We start from the raw sequence: 23,213 nt of genomic DNA, 5'->3' as shown, positions 1-23,213 counted from the left end.
TCAGGCGCGACGGTTGGATTCATAGAGGAACCACACGCGGCGCTCGGTTTCGTCGATCCAAACTTCGATCAGGCTGGTGGTCGCAACATCGTTGTACTCATCGGCAGCACCGTGGCAGGCCCGCAGGATCACGAGCAGCTGCTGGTTGTCGCTGGCCAGTTCGGCCAGCATGTCGCCGGGGGTAACGAAGGCGGCGTCATTGTCGGCAATACGCTGTGTGCGGGCAATCTGGCCGATCGAACGCAGGGTGGTGCCACCGAGCTTGCGGGCCCGCTCAGCGATCACATCGGTCATGGCAAAGATTTGGTCGCCCTGCTCGTCGAGCATCAGGTGATAATCGCGGAAATGTGGCCCAGACATATGCCAATGGAAGTTCTTGGTCTTGAGATAGAGCGCGAACGTATCGGCCAGCAGGCCCGTCAGGGCGGCCGAAATATCATGGCTGGCGTCATTGCCCAGGTCGGTGGGGGTAAGCAGGGGTGCGGTCAGGTTGCTCATGTTGAATTCCTTCTGGTTGGGTAGGCGTTTGAAAGGGGAACGGCGGCTAGATCACGGGGTCGATGGGATTGGTGCGCGGCACGAGGAGCGGGTCGATCTCGGTGAAGGGAAAATGCGGCAACTGGTCTTCCGCAATGCCAAAGGACTGCGCCAGCACGCTGCGCGGAAACACATTGATCAGCGACCGGTAGCCGACGTCCCCGGGCGATACCTGGTCAAAGAAGATCAGGGCGTGGAACGTGCCCGCTCCGATGTTTTCGATGTGGTGGGGATAGGCCGGCGGGATGAAATACACGTCGCCCTGCGTCACCGTGTAGGTATCGATCTTTCCATCCGGATCCAGAATGGTCATGCGGGCGGTGCCCGCCGCGACATAACCCATTTCGGCGGTCTCAGGATGCCAGTGCGGCTCGCGCGCGCCCCGATCGGTTATCCGTACCGAGAACATGGCAATGTCGCGCAGCGCTGGCCAGAGGGCGGCCTTGGTCGTGTGGGCGGTGCCGGCCGGGAAATCGATCTGCGGCGGCGTGGCCTCAACCCTATACTTGTAAGCATTGACATGGCGCGCCTGGCCCTCGACCAGGGTGTGGCCCTGCACAGCAACGATCTCAAGGTCAGCCTGCTGGCGATCAAAGTCCTCGAAGGCAGCGCTGGGCAGGTCATAGGTATTGCCCAGAACCGCATTGCTCATGGCGCCGAAGGCGGCCTTTAGGCCGAAGTCTTCGGGATGTTCATGGGAAAAAGCGAGGACGAACTCGGCAGGTTCGCTGCCGATGTTTTCGATACTGTGCATCGCCCCGCTGGGCACGAAGAACATCTCGCCCTGGCCAACCACAAAACTCTCACGCTGGGCGTGGTTGGCGGCGATGGTGATGAGTGCCTCGCCGCGCAGGCAATAACCCAATTCGTGCGCATTGGCGTGCCAGTGCGGCTCGCGCACCCCGTTTGGAGCCAGGCGCAACCCACGGATCGACAGGCCTCGCATGATCGGCAAATCGCCTGCATCTACATGGGTTATCGAACCCATCGGGCCGTCGAACCGTGGCTGGCCCGATAGTGTTGCAACGTGGCGGCTGGTGCTCTTGGTCATGGTCATCGTCTCATCCCCTGCTGGTTTCAAACCCGATGGCCACAAATTACGGCGGCCCCACTCAGCGCACTATCGGACGCTGGTTTGGCCGGCTCATACGTGCGTATAGGGCGACGGCTTGCGGTCGCTGCGGCTAGGTTCTGGCCAGCTATTTCCGAGCGGGGCGCTGCGCGCGCCCAGGAGCATGTTGATGCTGACCAAGAACGACGCCAGCGCTGCGCAACGCAGCGACACGGGACTATCGGTGATGCTGGCGCTCGTCGCCGGCTATGTCGATGTCTGCACCTTTCTGGCATTCGCGGGCTTCTTCGTCGCCCAGGTGACAGGCAGCTACGTCGTGGCTGGATCAGGCCTCTTCGGCGACGGTGACGGTCTGGGCGTCAAGGTTCTCGCCATCCCCGTTTTCCTCCTCGCTGGCATGGTGACCACCGCCATCGTTCGACTATCCGGACCGCGTCAGCACCTGGCGATGGTCGGCTCGCTCGGCCTTGAGGCCGCGCTCCTGTGCGGCCTCGCCATTGCGAGCCTGCACGACGGCGCGGACCCCATCACGGCCGGGCCGGCCCTGTTTGGTCTGGCGGCGATGGGCATCCAGAGCGCGACCGTGCGGCTGCTGCTCCCCAGATCGGCCTCTACCAATGTCATGACCAGCAATACCACCCAGATGGCGATTGAGCTTGTCGACAGCTGCCGCAGCCGCCGGCCCACAGTCAGGCTGCTGCAGACCGGCAGTGTGATGCTGGGGTTTCTCGCCGGCATCATCGCAGGCGCTCTCGCCCATCGCGTCGCTGGTCTCGCCTGCCTTGGCCTTGCGGCGCTGGCGCTCTGCGCGCTGGTGGCCCGCGAAATTCTTGTGGTCACCGCAAAAACGCGTCCCCACGCCGGAAGCCTATGATATGTCTCGGCCATATGTTCCGGCTGGGGGCACCATGTCACGCTATGCCTTTGTCGCGGCTATCGTTCTGGCCACAGGCATCTTCATCTTGGATACGCTGACACCGCTCAATATCGCCGTCGCCGTGCTCTATGTGGCCGTCGTCCTGCTGTCGCTCAACTTCACCAACCGGCGCGGTACCCTGCTGGTCGGAGCCGGCTGCATGGGCCTGACCATCCTCAGCTTTGCCATTACCCACAGTGCCGATTTCGAGGCCGGCGCCACAGCACGTGGGCTGTTCAGCCTGGCGGCCATCGGCGTCACAACCTTTCTGGCGCTGCGGCTGGCCTCGACCATCACGGTGATCGCCGACAGCGAACAGCGCTATCGCTCGATCTTCCGGGCGGCCGGCGTGGCCATTCTCGAGATGGACTTTTCGCCCCTCAAGGCGCGACTGGATGCCCTGCGGGCCGAAGGCTTCACCAGCGTCGCGGCCATCGCGCGCGAAAGGCCCGATCTAGTTGGCGAGGTCACTGGCCTGATGCGGCTGATCAATGCCAACGACCGGACGCTGACCATGTTCCGCGCCCCCACCCTGGCAGTATTTGCCCAGCGCCTGCCGTCGCTGATTCCGCCCGAGATAGCGCCATCGACCTGGCGATTTCTCGAGGCCATCTGGTCGGAACAATCCAGTTTCGAGACCGAAAGCGTGTTCGATGCCGTCGACGGCAAGCGGCTCAATGTTCTGTATACCGTAGCCATGCCAACAGACCGTCCGGCGCTCGACAGGGTATTGGTCAGCTTCATGGACGTCACAGCCAGGCATCAGGCCGAGAACGATCTGCACCAGGCGCAGGCCGAGCTGGCGCACGTGTCGCGCGTGGCGACCCTGGGCGAATTGACCGTTTCGATTGCCCATGAGGTGAACCAGCCGCTGGCGGGCGTGGTGACCAATGGCGAAGCCGGACTGCGCTGGCTGCGGCGGCCCGAGCCTGATCTTGCCGAGGTTTCCGCCGCCATCGAACGCATGATCGCCGATGCGCGCCGCGCCAGCGAAGTGATCAAGCGTCTGCGCGCGCTCGCCAGCAAAGCCGTGCCACAGGCCGCGCCGGTCGATGTCAACGAGCTGGTGCACGACACGCTGGGAGTGGTGCAGCGCGAGATCGCCGGCCACCAGGTCAGCCTCAAGTTGGCCTTGGCGGACGGGTTGCCACCGGCGTTGGGCGATCGCGTGCAATTGCAGCAGGTGCTGATCAACCTGATCGTCAACGCCATCCAGGCCATGGCCGCGACAGGCACCACCCAGCGCGATCTGACCATCCGTTCGAGACCCACGGACACTGGATTGTCCGTTGAAATCACCGACACCGGCCCGGGGTTCAGCAGCGATGCCGCCGCAAAGCTCTTCACGCCCTTTTTCACCACCAAGGACGAAGGCATGGGCATGGGCTTGCCGATCTGCCGCTCGATCGTGGAGGCCCATGGCGGCACCCTGCGGGCCCACTTGCTTGCAGAGGGCGGCGCTGCGTTCGAGTTCAATCTACCTGCACATACGGAGACACAACCATGACGGCTGTCGCACCCACGGTCTTCGTCGTTGATGATGACGCCTCGCTCCGCGATGCCCTCGATAGCCTGTTCCGCTCGGTGGGCATGCGGGTAGAGCAGTTTGCCTCGCCAAACGACTTCCTGGCACGGGGCCCGGTCATCTCGGAAAGCTGCCTGGTGCTCGATATCCGCCTGCCCGGCGTCAGTGGCCTCGAGTTCCAGACCCAGCTGGCCCAGATGGGCAACGCCATCCCTATCGTGTTCATGACCGGCCATGGCGACGTTCCCATGTCGGTCAAGGCAATGAAAGCGGGCGCCCTCGACTTCCTGACCAAGCCCTTCCGCGATCAGGACATGCTCGATGCAGTTTCGGCGGCCCTAGCGCTTGATCGTGAGCGCCGTGCCGGCGATGCCCAACTGGCCTCCCTCCGGGCGCGCCACGCCACCCTCACCCCGCGCGAGCGCGAGGTGATGGATCTGGTCACCACTGGCCTGATGAACAAGCAGGTCGCCGGCGAACTGGGCGTCAGCGAGATTACCGTCAAGATCCACCGGGGTCATGTCATGGAAAAGATGGCCGCGCGTTCGCTTGCCGAGCTGGTCAAGATGGGCGAGGCCCTGCGCCCGTCAGGGTAGCGCCGACGACACTAAACCTGTGTATGATTGAATTGGTGCCCCGGTGGGCGCATTTGGATGGCATTAGCGCAGCGCGCTCCAGTATGCTGCGCGAGGAATTTCAATGTCACACGTCAAGACCATTGCCATTGTCGACGATGACCCTTCGGTGCGTCAGGCGACATCCAGCCTGATCCGCTCGCTGGGCATGCACGCCACCACCTTTGCCTCGGCAGAGGACTATCTTGCCGCGCTCGGCACGTCCGATGTCAACTGCCTGATAACTGATGTCCAGATGGATGGGATCGGCGGCGTGGAACTATCCCAGATCCTGCGCGACCGGGGCAATGCAACGCCTGTCATCTTCATAACGGCCTTCCCCGACGAGCGTATCCGCGAACGGGTCATGGCCGCCGGCGCCATTGGCTTCCTGGGCAAGCCCTTCGAGGGCCAGATGCTGATCGACTGCATCGAAACCGCCCTTGCGGCGTGAGGTCGGCTTCCCTCTGACGCGTGTTCCACATGCAAAAATGGCCGCCCGACATGGGGCGACCCTTTCTGCGATACTGGCAGCACTTGCCTACCGCTGGCGCAGCGCCCAGGCCATGCCCAGCGCGCTGAGCCCTTGGAAGATCAGGTCCACACTCAGGATGGCGCCCAGAAGCCACAGGCTGACCCCGGGCCATGCCAGAAGGACCGCCAGACCAGCCAAGGCGGTCACCGTTCCCATGGCAGCGAGCGACCAGGAAGGACTGCCCTTGTGTTCAAGCGCGGCCGAGCCGATGCGGGATGCGCCGCCAATCACCAGCAACACGCCGATCAGCAACGTCAACCCGGCACTGGCCAGCAGCGGGTTGGTAAATGCCAAAACGCCCGCGACGGTGTAGAGCACGCCGCCAAACGTCCAAAGGATCTTGGCCTGCCAGCCCGGGGCGGTGAAGGCAAAGCCCACCTGCGCAAGACCGGCAATGATCATCATTGCGGCAATATAGATGATCGAAAAGACGGTTGCGAGCATCAGGCTTGCGCTGGCCAGCAGACCGGCGACGAGCAGGGCCAAGCCCAGCGTAGCCAGCCAGATCCGGCCGTTGCGGGGTTTGTCGGAAACAATGCTGCTGGCGGTTGAGGTGGATATGTCGTCCATTTCATCTCCTGTCTTCAAGGGTTGGAGGGACGGTCTGGTGCAATGCGTACCCGCGATCAGCCCGCGTCGGCGGCGATGAACTCCGCCCCGACATACCGTCCTCTCGATGACTACAAGGATCGCATGGGCACCATCGTGGGGTCTGTCATACGTGTAGGCGGCCCGGACGTGTCTTGGTTTGATTGCCCCATACGCAGGTATGGGTCGCCCGCCGTGGCAGGAGGGTCGCCAGGCCGCAAGGCCTGCCGAGCATCGGTTAGGCCGGACGGCTTTTGACCCATCAAGGGGCAGAAGAGCGGGCAGCCAGCGCGGCATGGATCTGGGCGATTACGGCAGCCCCTTCGCCGACCGCCGCAGCAATGCGCTTGGTGGAGCCTGCCCGCACGTCGCCTATGGCAAACACGCCCGACATGGAGGTCTCCAGCGGCAAACGACCGGCCGGCGGCGGGATGGCAGCCATACCCGCACCCGTCACAATGAACCCGTGGCTGTCCGTTTCGACACAGCCGTCCATCCAGCTAGTGTTGGGATCGGCGCCGATGAACAGGAACAGGTGTCGCAGCGCCAGCCTGCTGTCCTGCCCACTCTTCCGATGGCGCAGGACCACTGCATCGAGCCCGGCGACCTCATCGCCCTCCAGCCCCGACACCTCGGAGCTGGCATGCAGCACCACATTGGGCAGCGATGCGATGCGGTCGATCAGATAGCGCGACATGGTGGCCGTCAGATCGGGCCGGCGGATCACCAGATGCAGCTTTTTCACCCGCGGCGCCAGAAAGGCCACAGCCTGGCCAGCGGAATTGCCGCCGCCAACCAGCGCAATCTCCTCGCCCTCGCACAGCCTGGCTTCAATGGGGGACGCCCAGTAGGCGATGCCGCGCCCCTCAAAGGTCTTGAGATTGGCAAGCGGTGGATGGCGATAGCGCGCCCCGGAGGCCACCACCGTGGTCCGGGCCCGGATGACCGGCCCGTCAGACAACGTCAGGGCGGTCAGGCGCTCATCCGTCAGAGACTTCAGGGCGGTCACCGACTGCGCCAGCGCTATTTTCGTGCCAAATTTGAGCGCCTGGCTGAAGGCGCGCCCGGCCAGCGCCTGGCCGGAAATGCCACTGGGAAAGCCGAGATAGTTTTCGATTCGGGCCGATGCGCCGGCCTGCCCACCAATGGCATTGGCCTCCAGCACGACTACGCTGAGCCCTTCTGACGCGGCATAGACCGCCGCCGCCAGTCCCGAGGGACCAGCACCGATGATGGCTGTGTCATAGACGACGTCCGTGTCGATGGTCGGCGATATGCCGATGCAATGCGCCAGCGCAGCGTCGTCCGGACAGCGCAGCGTGCTGCCGTCGGCGCAGACCACCAGCGGCAGAGTGGCCCCGCCGGGCTGCATCTGCGCAACGAAGGCCCGAGCCCTCTCATCAACTGATACGTCCAGCACGACATGGGGAAAGCCATTGCGGGCCAGAAAGCCACGCAGGCGCACCATGTCCGGACTATTGGGATCACCGATGAGGATCGGTCCCCCGCTGCCGGCGTCGATCAGCGCAGCCCGCCGAAGCATGAACGCACGCATCACCGTTTCGCCAATATCGGCCGAACCGATCACCAGCTCCCGCACCTGCGCCGCCGTCAATAGCACCGCCTGACACCCCTGCGCACCGGCGCGGCCGCCGGCCAGCGTCGGCTGCCCCGTCAGCTGGTTGATTTCCCCGCTGAACTGCCCGGGGCCAAGCGTCTGGATCAGGCGCTCATCGTCGAGGCCCGCATGCGAAAAAATGTCCATCGTGCCGGCGACGATGAACCAGGCAGGCGCGTCTGTCGCGCCCACTGCATAGGCCAGGGCACCTGGCGTCAATGTTGCCGGGGCACCGCCGCTCCCCCGCTCGACCACAGCGAGTTGATCAGCCGTCAGGGTGGGAAAGCGTCGATCCTCAGTGGTCTCGCTGGTAGCCATGGCCCAAACCCTCTTGGCAATAATTCAGTAATAGCGGGGGATTGGCCCCAGCTGCGGCGTCTGGGAAGGCAGATCGATCATCATCTCGTCGACATAGCACCAGCCCCAGCCCTCGGGCGGGTCATAGCCTTCGATGATCGGGTGACCGGTATGGTGGAAATGGGCGGTGGCATGGCGTCCGGGCGACTGATCGCAGCAGCCGACATGGCCGCAGGTGCGACAGATGCGCAGGTGCAGCCAGCGCTGCCCGGTCCTAAGACACTCCTCGCAGCCGCGGCTACCGGGCGTCACCTCGCGTATGGTCTGTACATGCGTGCAATGGCTGGACATGGGAGTCTCTCCTGGGGCCGAAAGAAAGGGGCCACGCAGCGGCTGCGTGGCCCCGGGCGCTGATCAGGCCCTGATGAAGGCGAGCACGTCAGCATTGAATTTTTCGGCCTCGGTTTCGGCCAGACCATGCGGCGCGCCGGGATAGATCTTGAGCTCGGCGCCTTTGACGATCTTGGCCGTCTTGAGGCCGGCCGCTGCAATCGGCACGATCTGGTCAGCATCGCCGTGCACGACCAGCGTGGGCTTGTCGATCTTCTTGAGGTCCTCGGTGTAGTCGACCTCGGAGAATTCGCGGATGCAGTCATACTCGGCCTTGATGCTGCCCTGCATGCCCAGCCGCCAGAAGGTGTCGCGCAGACCCTGGTTGACCTTGGCGTCTTCCTTGTTGAAGCCGTAGAACGGCATCGACAGGTCCTTGAAGAACTGCGACCGGTCGGTGGCCGTTCCCTTGCGGAGTCCGTCGAACGCCTCAATCGGCGTACCCTCGGGATTGGCTTCGGTCTTGAGCATCAAGGGCGGCACGGCACCAACCAGCACCATCTTGGCGACCCGTGCCGTGCCGTGCCGGCCAACGTAATGGGCGATCTCGCCGCCGCCGGTCGAGTGCCCGACCATGATCATGTCCTTGAGATCGAGCGCCTCGATCAGCTCGGCCAGATCGTCGGCATACTGGTCCATGTTGTTGCCGGCCCATGGCTGGCCCGATTTGCCGTGGCCGCGGCGGTCATGGGCGATCACGCGGTAGCCCTGCGAAGCAAAGAACAGCATTTGCGGCGCCCACGCGTCGCCGGCCAGCGGCCAGCCATGCGAGAACAGGATCGGCTGACCCGTGCCCCAGTCGGTGTAGGAAATTGCCGTGCCGTCGGTGACCTGAAAAATGCTCATTTTGCTCTCCACTGTCGCGAACCCGCCGGTGCGGCCGGTTGATAGGGAGAGCATCGGCCAGACGATGATTTGGCACCATTCTACGAGTGGTTCGTGGCATCATACTTGTGTATGCCTGTTGATTTCCGCCGAGAAGTGACCCTGGCTTTCCACTGAGAAGTGACCCGCCTTTTAATTGTGTTCTTGGTCAAATGTGGTGGTCAAGGGTCTGGGTTTCTCCTTCGGTTTTGGCGGCGCATGGGCCGAGCTGTTCTTGAAGCGGAAGCTGTCGTTTCCGGTCTCGAGGATGTGGCAATGATGGGTGAGCCGGTCGAGCAGCGCCGTCGTCATCTTGGCATCGCTGAAGACGCTGGCCCATTCACTGAAGCTGAGATTGATGGTGATGACCACGCTGGTATGCTCGTAAAGCCTGCTGAGCAGGTGGAAGAGCAAGGCGCCGCCTGAGGCACTGAACGGCAGGTAGCCGAGCTCATCGAGGATGACCAGATCACAGTGAGCCAGGCGGCCGGCAATCTGACCAGCTCGCCCCTGCATTTTCTCCTGCTCGAGCGCATTGACCAGCTCGACGGTCGAGAAGAAGCGGACGCGTTTCTGATGATGCTCGATGGCCTGCACCCCGATGGCGGTGGCGACATGGGTCTTGCCGGTACCAGGGCCACCGACCAGAACGATGTCATTGGCTTCCTTGAGGAAGTCGCAGCGATGAAGCTGGCGCACCAGGGTCTCATTGATCTCGCTGCTGGAGAAGTCGAAGCCATTGAGGTCGCGATAGGTCGGGAAGCGGGCGGTCTTGAGCTGGTAGGCTGTCGATCGAACCTCACGCTCCGCCGTCTCGGCCTTGAGCAGTTGCGACAGGATCGGGATGGCAGCCTCGAAGGCCGGAGCACCTTGCTCGGTCAACTCGCCTACGGCCTGGGCCATGCCGTGCATCTTGAGGCTCTTGAGCATGATGATGATCGCGCCGGCGGCGGGGTTATGACGCATGGCGGGCCTCCGAGGCTTTGCGCAGAGCGTCATAGCGCTCGACATTGACCTTTGGCTCATTGGTCAGCATCAGGGCTTGGGGCGCATCGATGGTCGGCGGCGTGATGGCTTTGCCGTCAACCAGGCGGTGCAGCAGGTTCAACACGTGCGTCTTGGTTAGGACGCCTGGAGCGGCTCACTGGCGGAGTCGCCAATGAGGGTTGGAGCGTGCAAGTCGGTGGGTGGTTTGCAGCCGCCCGCCTTGGCACGCGGAGCGACGCTGATCTGGCTTTGGAGACCGGGCTCCTCCAGCACCTCGGAGTATTAACCCGTTGTGGTGCGCGGGATCGATCCGCGCTTGTCCACTGTCCCGGGACTGAGGACGAGACTCGAGGACTGCGGTTGCTAGCGGCATGCCGAGCGGTTGTGGAAACGGTCGACCCACCGCCGAGACCACCAGTTGCAGCCGTGATCGTTGACACTCAGTGTGTACGATGATTAGGTGTCCTCTGTCCGAGGACAGAGGACATGATGAAGAGCCAGGATGTTGTCGTTCTGCTCAAGCTGGCGAGCTTGGAGGACTACTCAAAGGATATCGGTGACGAATCTACGCCGCTCGGGCTAGCCGCGGGCGAGGATCCCTATTCTGTGCGCGGACTCGAGGCAGCCCTCGGAATCAGCAAGACGGAGATCGGCGCTTCGCTCAAGCGCAGCATGGCGGCGGGCCTCGCGATCAAGGACAGGAAGACAGACCGGCCGAAACCGAGCCGGCGCCTTCTCCGCGAGTTCATTGTCCACGGTGTGAAATTCGTCTTTCCGGCGAAACCAGGCGCCATGCAGCGCGGGTTGCCGACGGCATTCGCGGCCCCCGTGCTACGTGAATCCCTGCACAGCGCTGGCAATCTCATCTTCGTTTGGCCCTACGCGCATGCAAAAGAAATGGGTCAGTCGGTCGACCCGCTGTTCAAAAGCGTGCCGGAGGCCTGCGAGAAAGACAGGCGGCTCTACGCCTATCTGGCCCTCATCGACGCGATCCGCGTCGGCAATCAACGCGAAAGCAAGCTCGCCGCCGACCTGCTCGCGCAGAGGCTGGGATGACTGTCCAAGATCAGTTGAAGGCCATGTTGAAGGCCGTCGCCGAGGCACTCGGCGAGGAGTTGCGCGCGCGCCTGGTCTTCGTCGGCGGCTGCACGACCGCGCTCTACATTACTGACCCCATCGTTCTCGAAGGGGTGAGAGCGACCGATGATGTCGACCTTATCGTCGATCTCGCTGGTTTCGCAGAATGGGTCGAGCTGACGGAGCGTTTGCGCGCACGCGGCTTCACCGAGGCGGCTGACGATTCCGTCATCTGCCGTATGAAACTCGGCGAGCTCAAGGTCGACTTCATGCCGGATGACGAGGCGATCCTCGGGTTCAGCAATCGCTGGTACGCAGAGGGGATCGCGACGGCCGTACCAGAACAGCTGGAGGAGGCGCTCGAGATCCGGCGCCTCACGCCGCAGCTGTTTGTCGCGACCAAGTTGGAGGCATACCGCGGACGCGGCCAAGGCGATCTCATCGCCAGCCGCGATGCCGAGGACATTCTGCTTTTGGTCGACGGGCGGGAGGAGATCGTCGAGGAAATCGCAAACGGCGAGCCGGAGATCCGGGCCTACATCGCCGAACAGGTTACCATGCTGCTCGCTGATCCAAACTTCGACCATTTCCTGGAGGGAAACATTCGCGGACCAGTGGGCCGCACCGACATCGTCTACGACCGGCTGGTCGCGATCAGCACGCTGGATCTGGATATGCGCTGACAATTCCAGACTGCAGATTATCCGACACTCAAAACGGGTAGATTGCCCCATCACCACCGCCGAGTCCGACGTTGTCGGCGGCGAATGGAATGGCGAGGTCACGGACGACACAGGCTGCGGGAGGCCACACGGGACGTGATACACGACCTCCACTTTTTGTCACACCAACTAACCGTGCGCTATTCAAACTGACGCGACTGCGGTGTAATCTAGCGTCAATTCGCGGCAACCAAGCTTCAAAATAGAGGGCATATCGCTGCCAACGCTCAGCGCAGAGCGCAGCAGGAGAACCGCGATGAACCAGCAGGCGAACCTAGCCGATAATCTTAAAACTCTATGCGAGCAGCACGGCACCGTATCGGAAGCATGCCGAAAGTTGGGCATCAATCGTCAGCAATTCAATAAGTATCTCGCCGGAACTCACGCGCCGTCGCAGAAGAATCTCCGCTTGATCGCGAATTTCTTCGGATTGAGCGTCGATGTCATGACATACAATCCGCATGACTTTCAATCGCTTGTCGAGGGAAACCACTTCCATCTGTTCAAGCGGATACAAAAATCGCCTAAGATGATGATGTTTATCACGGAAATACTGTCCGCGAATGCGACAGACGCGGCAGATTTTCTTGGGGCCTACGAACGCTACCACTACTCCTCGATCTACAAAGGTCAGATACTCAGGTCAATATTTTATCTCTATTCGAAAGACGGGATATTGATGCATAGCTACGTTGAACGGTTCCCGAACCTCGATGGCTCTAATAAGATTGACTATATTTTCAAATACCACGGATTCAGTTTCTATATTTCCAATCGCCTGTTCTCAATCGATTTCGAGACCATCCAACGTAACGAGATGACATTCAGCAATCTCGCCTCAATCGACCGAAATTCGAAGAAGTTCATGTTCGGGGTAACCAGCGGAATCGCGGCGAGCATGGTGCGACAGCCGGTTGCGCAAAAGGTGGCCATGCATTTTGTGGGAGACCGGAAGACTCGGAAAGGCGACCTGCGCCGTGCCACGGTGCTTTCACCGAGCGACGCTTCGATACCCAAGGAAGTGATCACCTATCTTACATCCGGAACGTCGACGATAGACTCCATTTGAGATTGACCGTCACCGCTCAAGCGAAGTGCGTCAGAGTGCTCAAGTGTCATGCCGCCTGCGAAATTGCGCTGAGCGCTGCTTGCGGGTGAAGTCAGCTGCCGTCGATGCCTGTCAGCCGCGCGCGTCCACGCCAGTTGGTGGGTGCAGATGGTAAGCACCATCGCAGACGTGCCGGAGCCGCATATGTCGAGAACCGTCAATTCCTACATGATGCCGTTCTCGAACGTAGCGCATCTGTCTTTAACGGACAAATTCCGGGCGACGCAACTTGCCGGCTTCAAGGAGCTGTCGCTCATGCCGCGTGACGTCGAGAGACTGATCGAGGGCGGCAAACCGGCATCGGACATCGTCGCGGAGGCCGCGGATCATGGTGTGCGCATCACCCGGCTCGACCCGTTGAACACCTGGCCGCGGATCTGGCGCCCGGATAATATGGACGAGGCCTACATCGCCACAGTTAACACGCCACCGGACCAGTTTTTTCGCCTGACCGACGCGCTCGGCTGCACCCATGCGAGCCTGAACGCCACCTTTCCGTTGAATGCAATGTCGACAGACGAGATCACGGAGCACTATGTGGCGATCTGCGCCCGCGCGGCTGCGCATGGCCTGAAGTGTGATCTCGAATTCATCCCGCTGTGGGGCGTTCCAACGCTGGAAATGGCATGGAATGTCGTCCGTGATTCCGGCGCGTCGAATGGCGGGCTGGTGTTCGACGTGTGGCATTTCGTGCGCGGAGGCTCCGACATTGGGCTCCTCAAGACGATCCCCGGCGACATGATCCATTGCGTGCAGGTCAACGATGGCCCTCTGGCGCTGCCGAAGGGGGTGACGATCAAAGACAATTGCTACGACCGCCAGTTTCCTGGCGACGGTGAATTCCCGAATGCCGAAATCCTGCGAATCCTGGCGGACACAGGCGGCCTCAACCAGGTCGGACCCGAGGTGTTTTCGCCTACGCTCACGTCAATGAGCGTCGAGGACGTGGCGCGCAAGTCTGCGGAATCGACACGAAACGTGCTTCTGGCCGCAGGTCTGGCGGTCTGAGCTTGAGAAAAGGCTCGACGGGTTCGACCCGACGCCACGCCCCACTCACTGACTGGACGAGGTGTTTCGTTGAAACGGCAAGAGCGACCCAATCAGGCTCCAATCTGGCATTCCTTAACAGCGGTGCAAACGATGGCGACGAAAAACTCGGCCATTTGGAAGGAGGATTTGTGACAATTCAAATTTGCGTTGTAGGCCTGGGCAAGATCGCACAGGATCAGCATCTGCCGGTAGCTGCCAAGAACGCTGACTTCAACCTCGCAGCGGTAGTCAGTTCGCGCGGCTCTTACGGAAATGTGAAAACCTTCAAGACTTTTTCGGAACTCGTCGCAAGCGGGATCAAACTCGATGCCGTCACGCTGTGTATGCCTCCGAAACCGCGCTTCGATATCGCACACCGAGCAATCGACGCCGGATTTCACCTTCTTCTCGAGAGGCCGCCGACATCGACAATCGGTGAACTGGAGGCACTGCTGGCCCATGCTGCCGCCCACAAACGCATTGTCTTCACAGCATGGCATTCGCAACACAACGCGGCGGTCGACGAGGCAAAACGCCTCCTTGCTGGTTTGACGGTCCGCCGTCTGCATGTGTCGTGGAAGGAGGACGTCCGCTACTGGCACCCTGGTCAAGAATGGATCTGGGAGCCAGGCGGGTTCGGCGTGTTTGATCCTGGCATCAACGCATTCTCCATCATCTCGAAAATCATGCCGGTTCCGATCCTTGTAGCCGATGCGCTCCTGATGATCCCGTCGAACAAGGCAACACCCATTGCTGCCTCCATTCGCTTCAAGTCGCCCATTGGGATTGACGCCGATTTGACCGCCGAACTCGACTGGCAACAAACCGGTGAACCATCCTGGGACATAGACGTCGAAACCAACGAAGGCACGACTCTTCAGCTGAGCAACGGCGGGACGCAACTCCGTGTTAATGGCGAGGTTACTCTCGCCGGTTCATCGTCCCAGGAATACGAAGGCATCTATGCCCATTTCGCCGAGCTGTTGAAGTCCGGGAAATCGGATGTAGATTCAACGCCGCTACAACTGGTCTCCGACTGCTTCATGCTGGGGCGACGGGTCGACGCGGACCCGTTTGTCTGAAGGCGACACTTGCTCGGGTGCGCCCAATCCAAGCCATCTGACTGACTGAATCCGCGATTGGGTCGTGGAGTAGTTTGTGGACAAGTCGGAGGGCACTCGTCGCCGCCCAGTTCTTCTGCGCCCGCCCATCTGCACACACAAATGCGCCCCGCAGCCGGGCTGTCCGGACTACGGAGCGCACTTCGCCTTGGGAGGCAATCGAACCCGATTTGGATCGGGGTGGCGGATAGATAGCGGTGGACCTAGTGGCTAGATTGTGTCGGGTTCCACAGCCGCATTCCTGCATTTGCCTCATAGGCCTTGCCGGATGGATAGCTGATAAGTTCCATTTGAAGGCCCCATGGCGCTTCGAAATAGACCCACGACTCGCCCGCTCCGGGACCGTGTTTTTCGAACTCCGGTTTGTCGTAGACTTTAACCCCATGGCTGCGGAGATGTTCGCTGGCTGCGTTGATATCATCCACATAAAAGCACAGATGATAGCCGCCAATGTCGCTGTTTCGGGGGAATACTGTCTTTTGATCAGGGGCCTCGAAATCGAAAAGTTCAATGTTGCTCCCATTGCCACAGCGCATGAAGACGACCTCTTTCATGTGTGCGCGCGGGTGGATATTCATTTTGTCTTGCATGAAATTCCCGGTGTCGTCCTTCAACGATCCGCCGGAGTAGATGAATTCGCATCCGATGATGTCTCGAAAGAAGGCGATCGCCTCTTGCATGTTCGGCACCACCAAACCGGCGTGATCGATCCCTGCCAGTCCAGGGAGGCCCTTCGTCTGATTGTTCATGTCTGTCTCCTTTTTTGAATCCGAAAGATCAAGTTTCCCGGCGCGCCGCCTTCATGGAATGGTGGCAGAAAGGCGCAGCAACCGGCGTGTCAGGTCAATGAGCGCAAGATAAAGTCCGCCCCTCGTTCCCCGATCATTATTGTCGGAGCATTCGTGTTGCCCGACACCACGGACGGCATCGCTGAAGCGTCGATGACGCGCAGGCCGTCGAGGCCGCGGACGCGTAGTTCCGGATCCAGGACGGCGAGGTCGTCGGTCCCCATTCTGCAGGTGCCGCTGGGATGCAAGGACGACTGCGCATACTGCCGTATGTACTGCTCGTAATCGGCTTTCGTCATAAGTTGCTTGCCCGGCATATGCTCACGTTCGATGTATTTTGAGAGCGCCTTCTGGGACATGATCTCTTGGCCGCGTTGAACTGCCTCGACCAGGCAACCGAGATCGGAAGGCTCGGAAAGATAGTTGGGCACGATATGCGGAGGCTGCGCGGGGTCGGAACTTCGTAGCCCCAACCATCCTCTGGACTTCGGTCGGATGTGGGTCGCGTTCAAGGTGCAGCCGAACCCGCCAGGAACCGGGGCGCCGGATTCTATGCCGCTGCCGCACAGGAATATGTACTGAATATCCGGCCGATCGGTGGATTGGCTCGAGCTCCAGAACGCCCCCGAATCCATGACGTTCGACGTAACCGGCCCGCGTCGGAAAAGCAGATACTCCAGGCCTGCCCAAGACTGCCACAGAGGGCTTTTGTAGCGATCGTAGCTGTAGGGTCCCGACAGTTGATAGGTCATATAGATGTCGACATGATCACAGAGATTTTGTCCGACACCAGGCAAATCGTGCACCACGTCGACACCGCAGGATCGCAAATGCGCCGCGGGACCGACGCCGGAAAGCATCAGCAGGTGGGGTGAGTTGATCGCTCCCGCGGATATGATGACTTCACGATCGGCATAGATAGTCGACGTCCGTTGCCCGTCGGCTATCTCTACCCCTACGGCGCGTCCCTGTTTGAAGACGATGCGCAAGACGCGACAATCTGTTCGCACCTTCAGATTTGATCGCCTCTGCGCCGGCTTCAGAAAGGCAACGGCTGCACTCGAGCGCCGGGCGTTGCGAATTGTCAGCTGATAGAAACCACATCCAGCCTGCTCCCCGGAGTTGAAATCCGCATTGAAGGCAAGGCCAGCCTCCTGACAGGCTTTCAGCCATGAACGGCTCAGCGGGTGGACATAGCAGGGATCCGAGACGCCCAGCGGGCCGCCCTCACCATGAGCTTCGTTGGACAGCCGGTCATTGTCCTCGGAGCGTTTGAAAAACGGCAAGACCTCCTTGTAGGACCAACCCGTGGCCCCTTGCTCCACCCAGCGTTCGTAGTCGTCCGGCGCGCCTCGAATGTAGAGCATGGCATTGACGGAACTGCCTCCACCAAGAACCCTGGGCTGGACCATTGTTTGAGCGCCAAGATGCTTGTCCGCCTCGCTGCGGACCTGCTCAAAGCGCTGCAGCAGATTGCCCTGTGCGGTCTTGTAGTAGGTGACCGGCATATGGATGTAGGGGCTGTTGTCTCGGGGGCCTTGTTCAAGCAAGAGCACCGAAACATCGGGATTCTCGCTGAGCCTGGAAGCCACCACGCAACCGGCAGACCCTCCTCCAACCACGATGAAATCGACCATACTCCCTCCAAACAATAGTAGCGCCACGCGTGAGAACGGATTTCCTCTCCGAATTAGGCGTAGCGCCGGGCGCCGGTCCCATAGGGCAGATTCAAGCCGCCATAGCGCCGAAGACGGATGTTGGCCTGTTCCGCGTGACCAACGAAGCCTTCGAGCATGCACAGACGCGAGCAATAGGCTCCGACTTCCGCGGAAGCAGCGTCAGTGTCGATGCGCTGGAATGTGCAGGTCTTGAGGAACTTGCCCACCCACAGCCCACCAGTGTAGCGCGCCGCAAGCTTCGTAGGCAGCGTGTGGTTGGTGCCGATCACCTTGTCGCCATAGGCGACCGTCGTGCGCGGCCCGAGAAACAGCGCGCCATAGTTGGTGAGATTCTCCTGGAAGTAGCGGTCATCCCTTGTCATCACCTGCACGTGCTCACTGGCGATCCTGTCGGCCACCTGGAGCATTTCCACTGCGTCCTCGCACAGAATGACCTCCCCATGATTGGCCCACGCCTTGGCCGCGACCGCCGCCGTCGGCAGGATGGCCAGCAACCGATCGATCTCGTTGAGCGTGTCTCGAGCGAGTTTTTCGGAATTCGTGATCAGAATCGCCGGGGTATCGACGCCATGTTCGGCCTGGCCAAGCAGATCGGTCGCGCAAAGTTCGCCATCCACGGTTTCGTCGGCGATCAAAAGCGTCTCGGTCGGGCCTGCGAAGAGATCGATGCCGACCCGCCCGAAGAGTTGCCGCTTGGCCTCCGCGACAAAGGCGTTACCGGGGCCTACGATCATATCGACGGAGGCGATCGTCTCGGTGCCGAGGGCCATCGCCGCAACGGCTTGCACGCCACCCAGACAATAAATGACGTCGGCGCCCGCCAGATGCTGTGCGGCCACGATCGCCGGCGCCGGCTTGCCTCGAAAGGGCGGCGCGCAACTGATCACCCGCGGACATCCCGCCACCTTTGCCGTGATGATCGACATATGTGCGGAAGCAAGCAATGGGTAGCGGCCTCCCGGTACGTAGCAGCCAACATTCTCGACCGGTATGTTCTTGTGACCGAGGAAAACGCCCGGCAGCGTTTCGACCTCAAGGTCGAGCAGACACGCCCTTTGTTTCTCCGCAAAATTGCGCACCTGTGCTTGAGCAAAACGGATATCGCTGAGTTCACCCATCGAAAGCTGGGACAGGCAATCCTCGATCTCCTGCTCGCTCAGGCGAAAATCTTCACGGTCCCAGCTGTCGAATTTCGCCGAGAGCGCCCGCACCGCCGCGTCACCATGCTCTGCGACGTCGGTGATGATCGCCTCGACCGTCGCGCGCAGTTCGCCTTCGAACACAGCGGGGCGCAAGTTCTCGTCTGCTCGCTTCAAATGGCGTGCCATGGTCATCTCGTCTTTCCAGTTGGTATGAAGCGACGCCGCCGGTTTTCGCACGGCGGCGTCCGAGGGGCGTCAGAGGGAACCCAACCCTTCGACAAGCTTGTCGACTGCCTGCTGTGAGGTCATGTCGGGCGTATTTGCGAACTGTGTAATGACGTCCATATACGGCGCACGAATGTCACGCGGCAGCGCATTGTTTTCGACGAACGAGGGAATGAGCGTGCCGTCTTTCATGCCTTCCTCACGGTCAACAAAGGCCTGTTTGGAGCAGTCATTAAACCGGTCGCGCGGTACATCGAGTCGGGCCGGAATAGAGCCACCTTTGAGATTCAAGTTTTCCTGAACTTCGATCGACATCGCCGCGCTGGCGAGAATTTCCTGCTTCCTCTGCGCTTCGGGATTCGGCTGCTTGAACATGCCGAAGAAGTCGGTGAGAAAGACGTACGTGTGGCCGTGTCCGGGCGCCGCCGTGCAGAGATAGTCAACGCCAGGCTTCATGTTGACGGCGACGAACTCGCCATTTGCCCAGTCACCCTGGAACTGCATTGCGGCTTCGCCCTTGATCACCTTGCCCGTCTCGATCGCCCAGTCGGTGCCGGCGCGGTTGGGGTCGGCATAGGCGAGCACCTTGCGGAAGGTGTCGAACACCTTGACCATCGTGTCGCTCTTGATGGCTGCGTGGTCGGTCGCCATCACTGCCTTCTTGTAGAAGTCGACGCCGGCCTGGCCGATCAGGATGTCTGTCCAGATTTCGCCCTCCTGCCAGTCGTCACCACCCAGCGCCAGCGGTATTATCCCACCCGCCTTGATCTTCTCGGCAAGCGTCAGGAACTCGTCCCAGCTTTCCGGTACCTTTCCGCCGAACCGGTCGAGAACCTTCTTGTTGATCCAGAGCATGTTCTCGCGCCGCTGGTTGAGCGGCACCGCAACGATCTTTCCATCGACCTTCATGTAGTCGAGCAGAGCGGGAGCGACGAGCTTTTCCCATCCTTCCTTCTCAGCGGTTGCCGACAGATCGCCGAGAGAACCGGCTTGCGCATATTCCAAGACGAACTGACCTGGCATCTGCGATGCGGCGGGCGGATTGCCGGCCGCGAAGCGCGCCTGCAGCGCCTGTGTCATGTTCTTGCCGCCGGCGCCGGCGATCGGCGAGTCCACCCACTTGAGACCCTGCGCGTCGACAGCGTCCTTCAACACCTTCATTGCCGCAGCTTCGCCCGCGGCGGTCCATTGATGGACGACCTCGATTTCGTTTTCGGCGGAGTAGGCCGGTATGCTGATTGCCATTGACGCGACGGCCGCTGCACTCAGCAGAACTGGCCCGAAATATTTCCGCTTCCCCTTGATGCTCATTATGGTTGCTCCTTGTTCGGCAGACATTGGTGCACGAAGGCTCAGACGCGCCGAAACGTCTGCCGCCTTTTTCATTGTCGGTTGTGGCGTGTTGCCTCGAAGGCCCTGGATTGATCTACCCGGTCGCGAACCGCGTCACGTCGATCGGTGGCATGCCCGCGTCCTCTCCAGCCTGCTCGATGCGCATGCCTGTGTTGACGTCGAATATCTGGATGCCATCGATATCGACCAGGAAGGTTTCGCGGCCTGCCCTCAGCGCCGATTTCGGATGGCACCGCGCAATGACTTTGTTGCCGCCAAGGGTAAGCGTGACGAAAGTGTCGGAGCCCGTTGGCTCGACAAGGTCGACCACCGCATCGACTTTCTGGGTGTGTTCATGATTTTTCTCGTGCGGCAGAAAGATCGCCTCGGGGCGGATACCCGCAATGACCGCCGTCCCCTCTGGGGCGGCAGATGGATTGGCAGGACCCGAGATCGCAAGGTGGATCGGTTTGTCGCCAGCGCCCTCGATTTCAAGCAGCACACGGCCATCCTTTCGACGCATGCGAGCCGGGATCAGGTTCATTGGCGGCGAGCCAATGAACCCCGCGACGTAGGTGTTGGCGGGGCGGCCGTAGATTTCGTCGGGCGAGCCGATCTGCTGTATCACCCCCGATTTCATCACCACGATCTTGGTCGCAAGCGTCATCGCTTCGACCTGGTCGTGCGTCACGTAGACGATTGTCGCTGAGAGACGCTGGTAGAGTTTCTTGATCTCGGCGCGCATTTCGACGCGAAGCTTTGCGTCCAGATTCGATAGCGGCTCGTCAAACAGGAAGATCTTGGGCGAGCGCACGAGCGCGCGGCCCATTGCGACACGCTGCCGCTGACCACCCGACAGTTGACCCGGCTTCCGGTCAAGCAGAGCGCCGATCTGCAGCGTCTCCGCGACACGGGCGATCGCCTTGTCGCGCTCTGGCTTTGCCACGCCGCGCACTTTCATGCCGAAGGCGATATTATCGCGAACCGTCATCGTCGGATAAAGCGCATAGGATTGGAACACCATGGCGATGTCGCGATCCTTTGGCTCAAGTCTGGCGACCGAGCGCCCGTCAATCAGAATGTCGCCGCTGCTGATTGGTTCGAGGCCTGCGATGGCGCCGAGCAGGGTCGACTTGCCGCAACCCGACGGGCCGAGCAATACGAGGAATTCGCCGTCCCTTGCCTCGATGTCGATGTTCTCGAGCACCGGGAGGTTGCCGTAGGACTTGTGAAGACTGCGGATGTTGAGTTGTGCCACGGCCCTACCCCTTTACAGATCCGGCCATCAGACCGCGGACGAAATACTTTCCGGCGAACACATAGACGAGGAGCGTCGGCAACGCGGCGAGCATGGCCGAAGCCATGTCGACGTTGTACGGACGCTCTCCGGTGCTGCTCGAGACGATGTTGTTGAGCGCCACCATGATCGGGACATTTCGTCCCGAGGTGAAAGCCACGCCAAACAGGAAGTCGTTCCAGATGCTGGTGAACTGCCAGATGATCACCACCACCATGATCGGCAGCGACATCGGCAGCATCACGTGGCGAAATGTCTGAAAGAAACCCGCGCCGTCTATCCTGGCGGCCTTGGCGAGATCGCTTGGCACAGAGATGAAGAAGTTCCGGAAAAACATCGTCGTAAACGGCAGACCATAGACGACGTGTGCAAGGATCAGGCCGTTGATCGTGCCGGCGAGGCCGAGTTTGCCGAGTGTTTGAGCAAGCGGAATCAGAATTGCCTGGTAGGGCGCAAAGCAGCCAAACAAGATGATCGCATAGACGATGTTCTGCCCGCGAAAATTGACCTGCGTGAGGGCGTAGCCGTTGAGTGCGCCGATTGCCGTGGGAATGAGCGTTGCCGGAACGACCAGGTAGATGGTGTTGAGAAAGAATGGGCTGAGGCCGGTGCATTCGACTCCCACGCACGCGTTCGACCACGCATCGATCCAGGGCTGAATGGTTGGGTGGCGCGGGATGCCGACCAAAGTGCCGAGACGTATCTCCTCCATCGATTTCAACGACGTGGTGATCATCACGAACAATGGCCCGACAAAGAACAGAACGAAGATGAGAAGGGTGAAGTAGACCGCGGTCCATCCCAGGACTCGTGCGACATCGATACGCGCCGCCGAACGCGGCACCGGGCTAGCGAGCGTTGCGGCGTTCATGGCGTATTTCCGAATAGAGGTAAGGGACAATGATGGCGATCACCGTCATCGTGATCATCACCGCGCTTGCGGCGCCTTGAGCGAGCTGGCCACGTCCAAAAGTGTATTGGTACATGAAGGTCGTCGGCAGATCGCTGGAGAACCCCGGACCGCCATTCGTCAGAGACACGATGAGGTCGAACGAGCGTAGCGCCTGGTAGAGCAGGATGACGATGACGCTGAAGAAGACCGGGCGCAGCATCGGCAGAACGATCGACCAGTAGATTCTCGGTAGGCCAGCGCCGTCGATGCGAGCTGCCTTGAAGAGCTCCGCGTCGACACCTCTCAGGCCCGCCAGGAAAATCGCCATGACGAAACCACAGGACTGCCAGAAGGCGGCAAGCACTATGGTGTAGATGGCCATCTTCGGGTCGATCAGCCAGTCGAACTTGAAATCGACATAGCCCATATCGCGCACCAGTTTCTGGATGCCGAGGCCAGGGTTGAGTATCCATTTCCAGGCGATGCCGGTGACGATGAAGGAGATCGCCATCGGGTAGAGGTATATGCTGCGGATGACGTTCTCGAGCCGCACTTTCTGGTCAAGGAAGATCGCAAGCACCAGGCCGGCAACAACTGAAAGGCCGATGAAGAGCGATGCGAAGATCCAAAGATTGTCGACCGCGATCTGCCAGCGATCAGCCTTCCACAATTTTGCGTATTGCTCGATGCCGACGAAATCGTACTTGGGGAAGAAGCGCGACGAGGTCAGGGAAACGACGACCGTCCACAGGATGTAGCCGTAGACGACCAGCAACGTGACCAGCAAAGTCGGCAGCAACACCAGCCAGGATTTCGAGGGCCAGCCGGTCAAAATTTCTGTGATCGTTGCTCGGGGGC

Annotated in this window: 23 protein-coding genes and 2 pseudogenes; 10 read left to right on the top strand and 15 right to left on the bottom strand. The window is 60.8% G+C overall.

The genetic code is table 11. The features are described from left to right. The gene (locus tag NKH93_RS29555; protein WP_352718684.1) at positions 1-498 is read right to left on the bottom strand and encodes a Dps family protein; all 498 of its coding nucleotides are present in this window, start codon (positions 496-498) and stop codon (positions 1-3) included. Between the two features lie 46 nt (positions 499-544). After that, the gene (locus NKH93_RS29550; RefSeq protein ID WP_352974457.1) at positions 545-1,594 is read right to left on the bottom strand and encodes a cupin domain-containing protein; all 1,050 of its coding nucleotides are present in this window, start codon (positions 1,592-1,594) and stop codon (positions 545-547) included. Between the two features lie 184 nt (positions 1,595-1,778). Between NKH93_RS29550 and NKH93_RS29545 the strand changes: the two genes are divergently transcribed. The 4 genes from NKH93_RS29545 (at position 1,779) to NKH93_RS29530 (ending at position 5,118) form a co-directional block, all read left to right on the top strand. Next, positions 1,779-2,483, top strand: a complete 705-nt coding sequence (locus NKH93_RS29545) for a YoaK family protein (protein WP_352974452.1) — start codon at positions 1,779-1,781, stop codon at positions 2,481-2,483. 34 nt (positions 2,484-2,517) lie between these two features. Further along, on the top strand, positions 2,518-4,032 hold the full coding sequence (locus NKH93_RS29540) for a sensor histidine kinase (protein WP_352974448.1): 1,515 nt from the start codon (positions 2,518-2,520) through the stop codon (positions 4,030-4,032). After that, entirely contained in the window at positions 4,029-4,646 is a 618-nt protein-coding gene (locus NKH93_RS29535) for a response regulator transcription factor (protein WP_352502293.1), read from the top strand. The genes NKH93_RS29540 and NKH93_RS29535 overlap by 4 nt, the downstream gene beginning before the upstream one ends. A gap of 103 nt (positions 4,647-4,749) precedes the next feature. After that, positions 4,750-5,118 (top strand): response regulator transcription factor, encoded by a 369-nt coding sequence (locus tag NKH93_RS29530; protein WP_352502292.1) that lies wholly within the window; start codon positions 4,750-4,752, stop codon positions 5,116-5,118. An 87-nt stretch (positions 5,119-5,205) separates the two neighbouring features. Here NKH93_RS29530 and NKH93_RS29525 read toward each other — a convergent pair whose 3' ends face one another. The 6 genes and pseudogenes from NKH93_RS29525 to NKH93_RS29500 all read right to left on the bottom strand — a co-directional run. Continuing rightward, a complete protein-coding gene (locus NKH93_RS29525; protein WP_352502291.1) occupies positions 5,206-5,769 on the bottom strand; it encodes an HdeD family acid-resistance protein in 564 nt (187 codons plus the stop codon). A gap of 280 nt (positions 5,770-6,049) precedes the next feature. Continuing rightward, positions 6,050-7,723: an FAD-dependent oxidoreductase gene (locus NKH93_RS29520; RefSeq protein ID WP_352974440.1), complete on the bottom strand. Its 1,674-nt coding sequence runs from the start codon at positions 7,721-7,723 to the stop codon at positions 6,050-6,052. 24 nt (positions 7,724-7,747) lie between these two features. Next, the gene (locus tag NKH93_RS29515) at positions 7,748-8,053 is read right to left on the bottom strand and encodes a UBP-type zinc finger domain-containing protein (RefSeq protein ID WP_352928564.1); all 306 of its coding nucleotides are present in this window, start codon (positions 8,051-8,053) and stop codon (positions 7,748-7,750) included. Between the two features lie 63 nt (positions 8,054-8,116). Further along, positions 8,117-8,938 (bottom strand): alpha/beta fold hydrolase, encoded by an 822-nt coding sequence (locus tag NKH93_RS29510; RefSeq protein ID WP_352502288.1) that lies wholly within the window; start codon positions 8,936-8,938, stop codon positions 8,117-8,119. Between the two features lie 171 nt (positions 8,939-9,109). Then, positions 9,110-9,922: an IS21-like element helper ATPase IstB gene (istB, locus tag NKH93_RS29505; RefSeq protein WP_352974434.1), complete on the bottom strand. Its 813-nt coding sequence runs from the start codon at positions 9,920-9,922 to the stop codon at positions 9,110-9,112. Then, a pseudogene (locus tag NKH93_RS29500) lies at positions 9,912-10,088 on the bottom strand (IS21 family transposase); the annotation flags it as partial. The gene istB and the pseudogene NKH93_RS29500, both read right to left, overlap by 11 nt. On the opposite strand from NKH93_RS29500, the pseudogene NKH93_RS29495 reads away from it, so the two are divergent. The 6 genes and pseudogenes from NKH93_RS29495 to NKH93_RS29470 all read left to right on the top strand — a co-directional run. Further along, positions 10,088-10,219, top strand: a pseudogene (locus NKH93_RS29495) (aminoglycoside phosphotransferase); the annotation flags it as partial. The pseudogenes NKH93_RS29500 and NKH93_RS29495 sit on opposite strands and share 1 nt — an antisense overlap. 213 nt (positions 10,220-10,432) lie before the next feature. Continuing rightward, on the top strand, positions 10,433-10,999 hold the full coding sequence (locus NKH93_RS29490; protein WP_352974507.1) for a hypothetical protein: 567 nt from the start codon (positions 10,433-10,435) through the stop codon (positions 10,997-10,999). A gap of 23 nt (positions 11,000-11,022) precedes the next feature. Further along, positions 11,023-11,703, top strand: a complete 681-nt coding sequence (locus tag NKH93_RS29485; RefSeq protein ID WP_352974503.1) for a hypothetical protein — start codon at positions 11,023-11,025, stop codon at positions 11,701-11,703. 295 nt (positions 11,704-11,998) lie between these two features. Then, positions 11,999-12,811: a helix-turn-helix domain-containing protein gene (locus NKH93_RS29480; RefSeq protein ID WP_352502287.1), complete on the top strand. Its 813-nt coding sequence runs from the start codon at positions 11,999-12,001 to the stop codon at positions 12,809-12,811. 147 nt (positions 12,812-12,958) lie between these two features. Next, positions 12,959-13,858 carry a sugar phosphate isomerase/epimerase family protein gene (locus tag NKH93_RS29475; RefSeq protein ID WP_352502286.1) on the top strand — a complete coding sequence of 300 codons (900 nt, stop codon included), beginning with the start codon at positions 12,959-12,961 and terminating at the stop codon, positions 13,856-13,858. 2 nt (positions 13,859-13,860) lie between these two features. Next, the gene (locus tag NKH93_RS29470) at positions 13,861-14,961 is read left to right on the top strand and encodes a Gfo/Idh/MocA family protein (RefSeq protein ID WP_352974430.1); all 1,101 of its coding nucleotides are present in this window, start codon (positions 13,861-13,863) and stop codon (positions 14,959-14,961) included. 242 nt (positions 14,962-15,203) lie between these two features. Here the strand turns inward: NKH93_RS29470 and NKH93_RS29465 are convergent, their stop codons facing one another. The 7 genes from NKH93_RS29465 to NKH93_RS29435 all read right to left on the bottom strand — a co-directional run bounded on the left by NKH93_RS29465 (position 15,204) and on the right by NKH93_RS29435 (position 23,187). Beyond that, the gene (locus NKH93_RS29465; RefSeq protein ID WP_352502284.1) at positions 15,204-15,749 is read right to left on the bottom strand and encodes a VOC family protein; all 546 of its coding nucleotides are present in this window, start codon (positions 15,747-15,749) and stop codon (positions 15,204-15,206) included. Positions 15,750-15,838: 89 nt separating this feature from the next. Beyond that, complete coding sequence (locus tag NKH93_RS29460) at positions 15,839-17,425, bottom strand: GMC family oxidoreductase (protein WP_352901182.1); 1,587 nt, start codon at positions 17,423-17,425, stop codon at positions 15,839-15,841. Positions 17,426-17,478: 53 nt separating this feature from the next. Next, the gene (gene hisD / locus NKH93_RS29455; RefSeq protein WP_352502282.1) at positions 17,479-18,795 is read right to left on the bottom strand and encodes a histidinol dehydrogenase; all 1,317 of its coding nucleotides are present in this window, start codon (positions 18,793-18,795) and stop codon (positions 17,479-17,481) included. A 69-nt stretch (positions 18,796-18,864) separates the two neighbouring features. Next, complete coding sequence (locus tag NKH93_RS29450) at positions 18,865-20,145, bottom strand: ABC transporter substrate-binding protein (RefSeq protein WP_352974417.1); 1,281 nt, start codon at positions 20,143-20,145, stop codon at positions 18,865-18,867. 115 nt (positions 20,146-20,260) lie between these two features. Next, positions 20,261-21,424: an ABC transporter ATP-binding protein gene (locus NKH93_RS29445; RefSeq protein WP_352718709.1), complete on the bottom strand. Its 1,164-nt coding sequence runs from the start codon at positions 21,422-21,424 to the stop codon at positions 20,261-20,263. Between the two features lie 4 nt (positions 21,425-21,428). Next, the gene (locus NKH93_RS29440) at positions 21,429-22,334 is read right to left on the bottom strand and encodes a carbohydrate ABC transporter permease (RefSeq protein WP_352974407.1); all 906 of its coding nucleotides are present in this window, start codon (positions 22,332-22,334) and stop codon (positions 21,429-21,431) included. Then, positions 22,312-23,187, bottom strand: coding sequence for a carbohydrate ABC transporter permease (locus tag NKH93_RS29435; protein ID WP_352901173.1), 876 nt, complete (start codon positions 23,185-23,187; stop codon positions 22,312-22,314). Before NKH93_RS29435 ends, NKH93_RS29440 begins: the two co-directional genes overlap by 23 nt. Between the last annotated feature and the right edge of the window lie 26 nt (positions 23,188-23,213).

This window comes from Mesorhizobium sp. M0954 (genome assembly GCF_040319155.1).
Lineage (GTDB): Bacteria > Pseudomonadota > Alphaproteobacteria > Rhizobiales > Rhizobiaceae > Mesorhizobium.
This window is presented reverse-complemented; position numbering and strand designations above follow the sequence as displayed.

What these genes read in the sequence shown, in the direction of transcription:
- NKH93_RS29555 (WP_352718684.1), bottom strand. Translation starts at nt 498, where the DNA reads ATGAGCAACCTGACCGCACCCCTGCTTACCCCCACCGACCTGGGCAAT.
- NKH93_RS29550 (WP_352974457.1), bottom strand. Translation starts at nt 1,594, where the DNA reads ATGACCATGACCAAGAGCACCAGCCGCCACGTTGCAACACTATCGGGC.
- NKH93_RS29545 (WP_352974452.1), top strand. Translation starts at nt 1,779, where the DNA reads ATGCTGACCAAGAACGACGCCAGCGCTGCGCAACGCAGCGACACGGGA.
- NKH93_RS29540 (WP_352974448.1), top strand. Translation starts at nt 2,518, where the DNA reads ATGTCACGCTATGCCTTTGTCGCGGCTATCGTTCTGGCCACAGGCATC.
- NKH93_RS29535 (WP_352502293.1), top strand. Translation starts at nt 4,029, where the DNA reads ATGACGGCTGTCGCACCCACGGTCTTCGTCGTTGATGATGACGCCTCG.
- NKH93_RS29530 (WP_352502292.1), top strand. Translation starts at nt 4,750, where the DNA reads ATGTCACACGTCAAGACCATTGCCATTGTCGACGATGACCCTTCGGTG.
- NKH93_RS29525 (WP_352502291.1), bottom strand. Translation starts at nt 5,769, where the DNA reads ATGGACGACATATCCACCTCAACCGCCAGCAGCATTGTTTCCGACAAA.
- NKH93_RS29520 (WP_352974440.1), bottom strand. Translation starts at nt 7,723, where the DNA reads ATGGCTACCAGCGAGACCACTGAGGATCGACGCTTTCCCACCCTGACG.
- NKH93_RS29515 (WP_352928564.1), bottom strand. Translation starts at nt 8,053, where the DNA reads ATGTCCAGCCATTGCACGCATGTACAGACCATACGCGAGGTGACGCCC.
- NKH93_RS29510 (WP_352502288.1), bottom strand. Translation starts at nt 8,938, where the DNA reads ATGAGCATTTTTCAGGTCACCGACGGCACGGCAATTTCCTACACCGAC.
- istB (WP_352974434.1), bottom strand. Translation starts at nt 9,922, where the DNA reads ATGCGTCATAACCCCGCCGCCGGCGCGATCATCATCATGCTCAAGAGC.
- NKH93_RS29490 (WP_352974507.1), top strand. Translation starts at nt 10,433, where the DNA reads ATGAAGAGCCAGGATGTTGTCGTTCTGCTCAAGCTGGCGAGCTTGGAG.
- NKH93_RS29485 (WP_352974503.1), top strand. Translation starts at nt 11,023, where the DNA reads ATGTTGAAGGCCGTCGCCGAGGCACTCGGCGAGGAGTTGCGCGCGCGC.
- NKH93_RS29480 (WP_352502287.1), top strand. Translation starts at nt 11,999, where the DNA reads ATGAACCAGCAGGCGAACCTAGCCGATAATCTTAAAACTCTATGCGAG.
- NKH93_RS29475 (WP_352502286.1), top strand. Translation starts at nt 12,959, where the DNA reads ATGGTAAGCACCATCGCAGACGTGCCGGAGCCGCATATGTCGAGAACC.
- NKH93_RS29465 (WP_352502284.1), bottom strand. Translation starts at nt 15,749, where the DNA reads ATGAACAATCAGACGAAGGGCCTCCCTGGACTGGCAGGGATCGATCAC.
- NKH93_RS29460 (WP_352901182.1), bottom strand. Translation starts at nt 17,425, where the DNA reads ATGGTCGATTTCATCGTGGTTGGAGGAGGGTCTGCCGGTTGCGTGGTG.
- hisD (WP_352502282.1), bottom strand. Translation starts at nt 18,795, where the DNA reads ATGGCACGCCATTTGAAGCGAGCAGACGAGAACTTGCGCCCCGCTGTG.
- NKH93_RS29450 (WP_352974417.1), bottom strand. Translation starts at nt 20,145, where the DNA reads ATGAGCATCAAGGGGAAGCGGAAATATTTCGGGCCAGTTCTGCTGAGT.
- NKH93_RS29440 (WP_352974407.1), bottom strand. Translation starts at nt 22,334, where the DNA reads ATGAACGCCGCAACGCTCGCTAGCCCGGTGCCGCGTTCGGCGGCGCGT.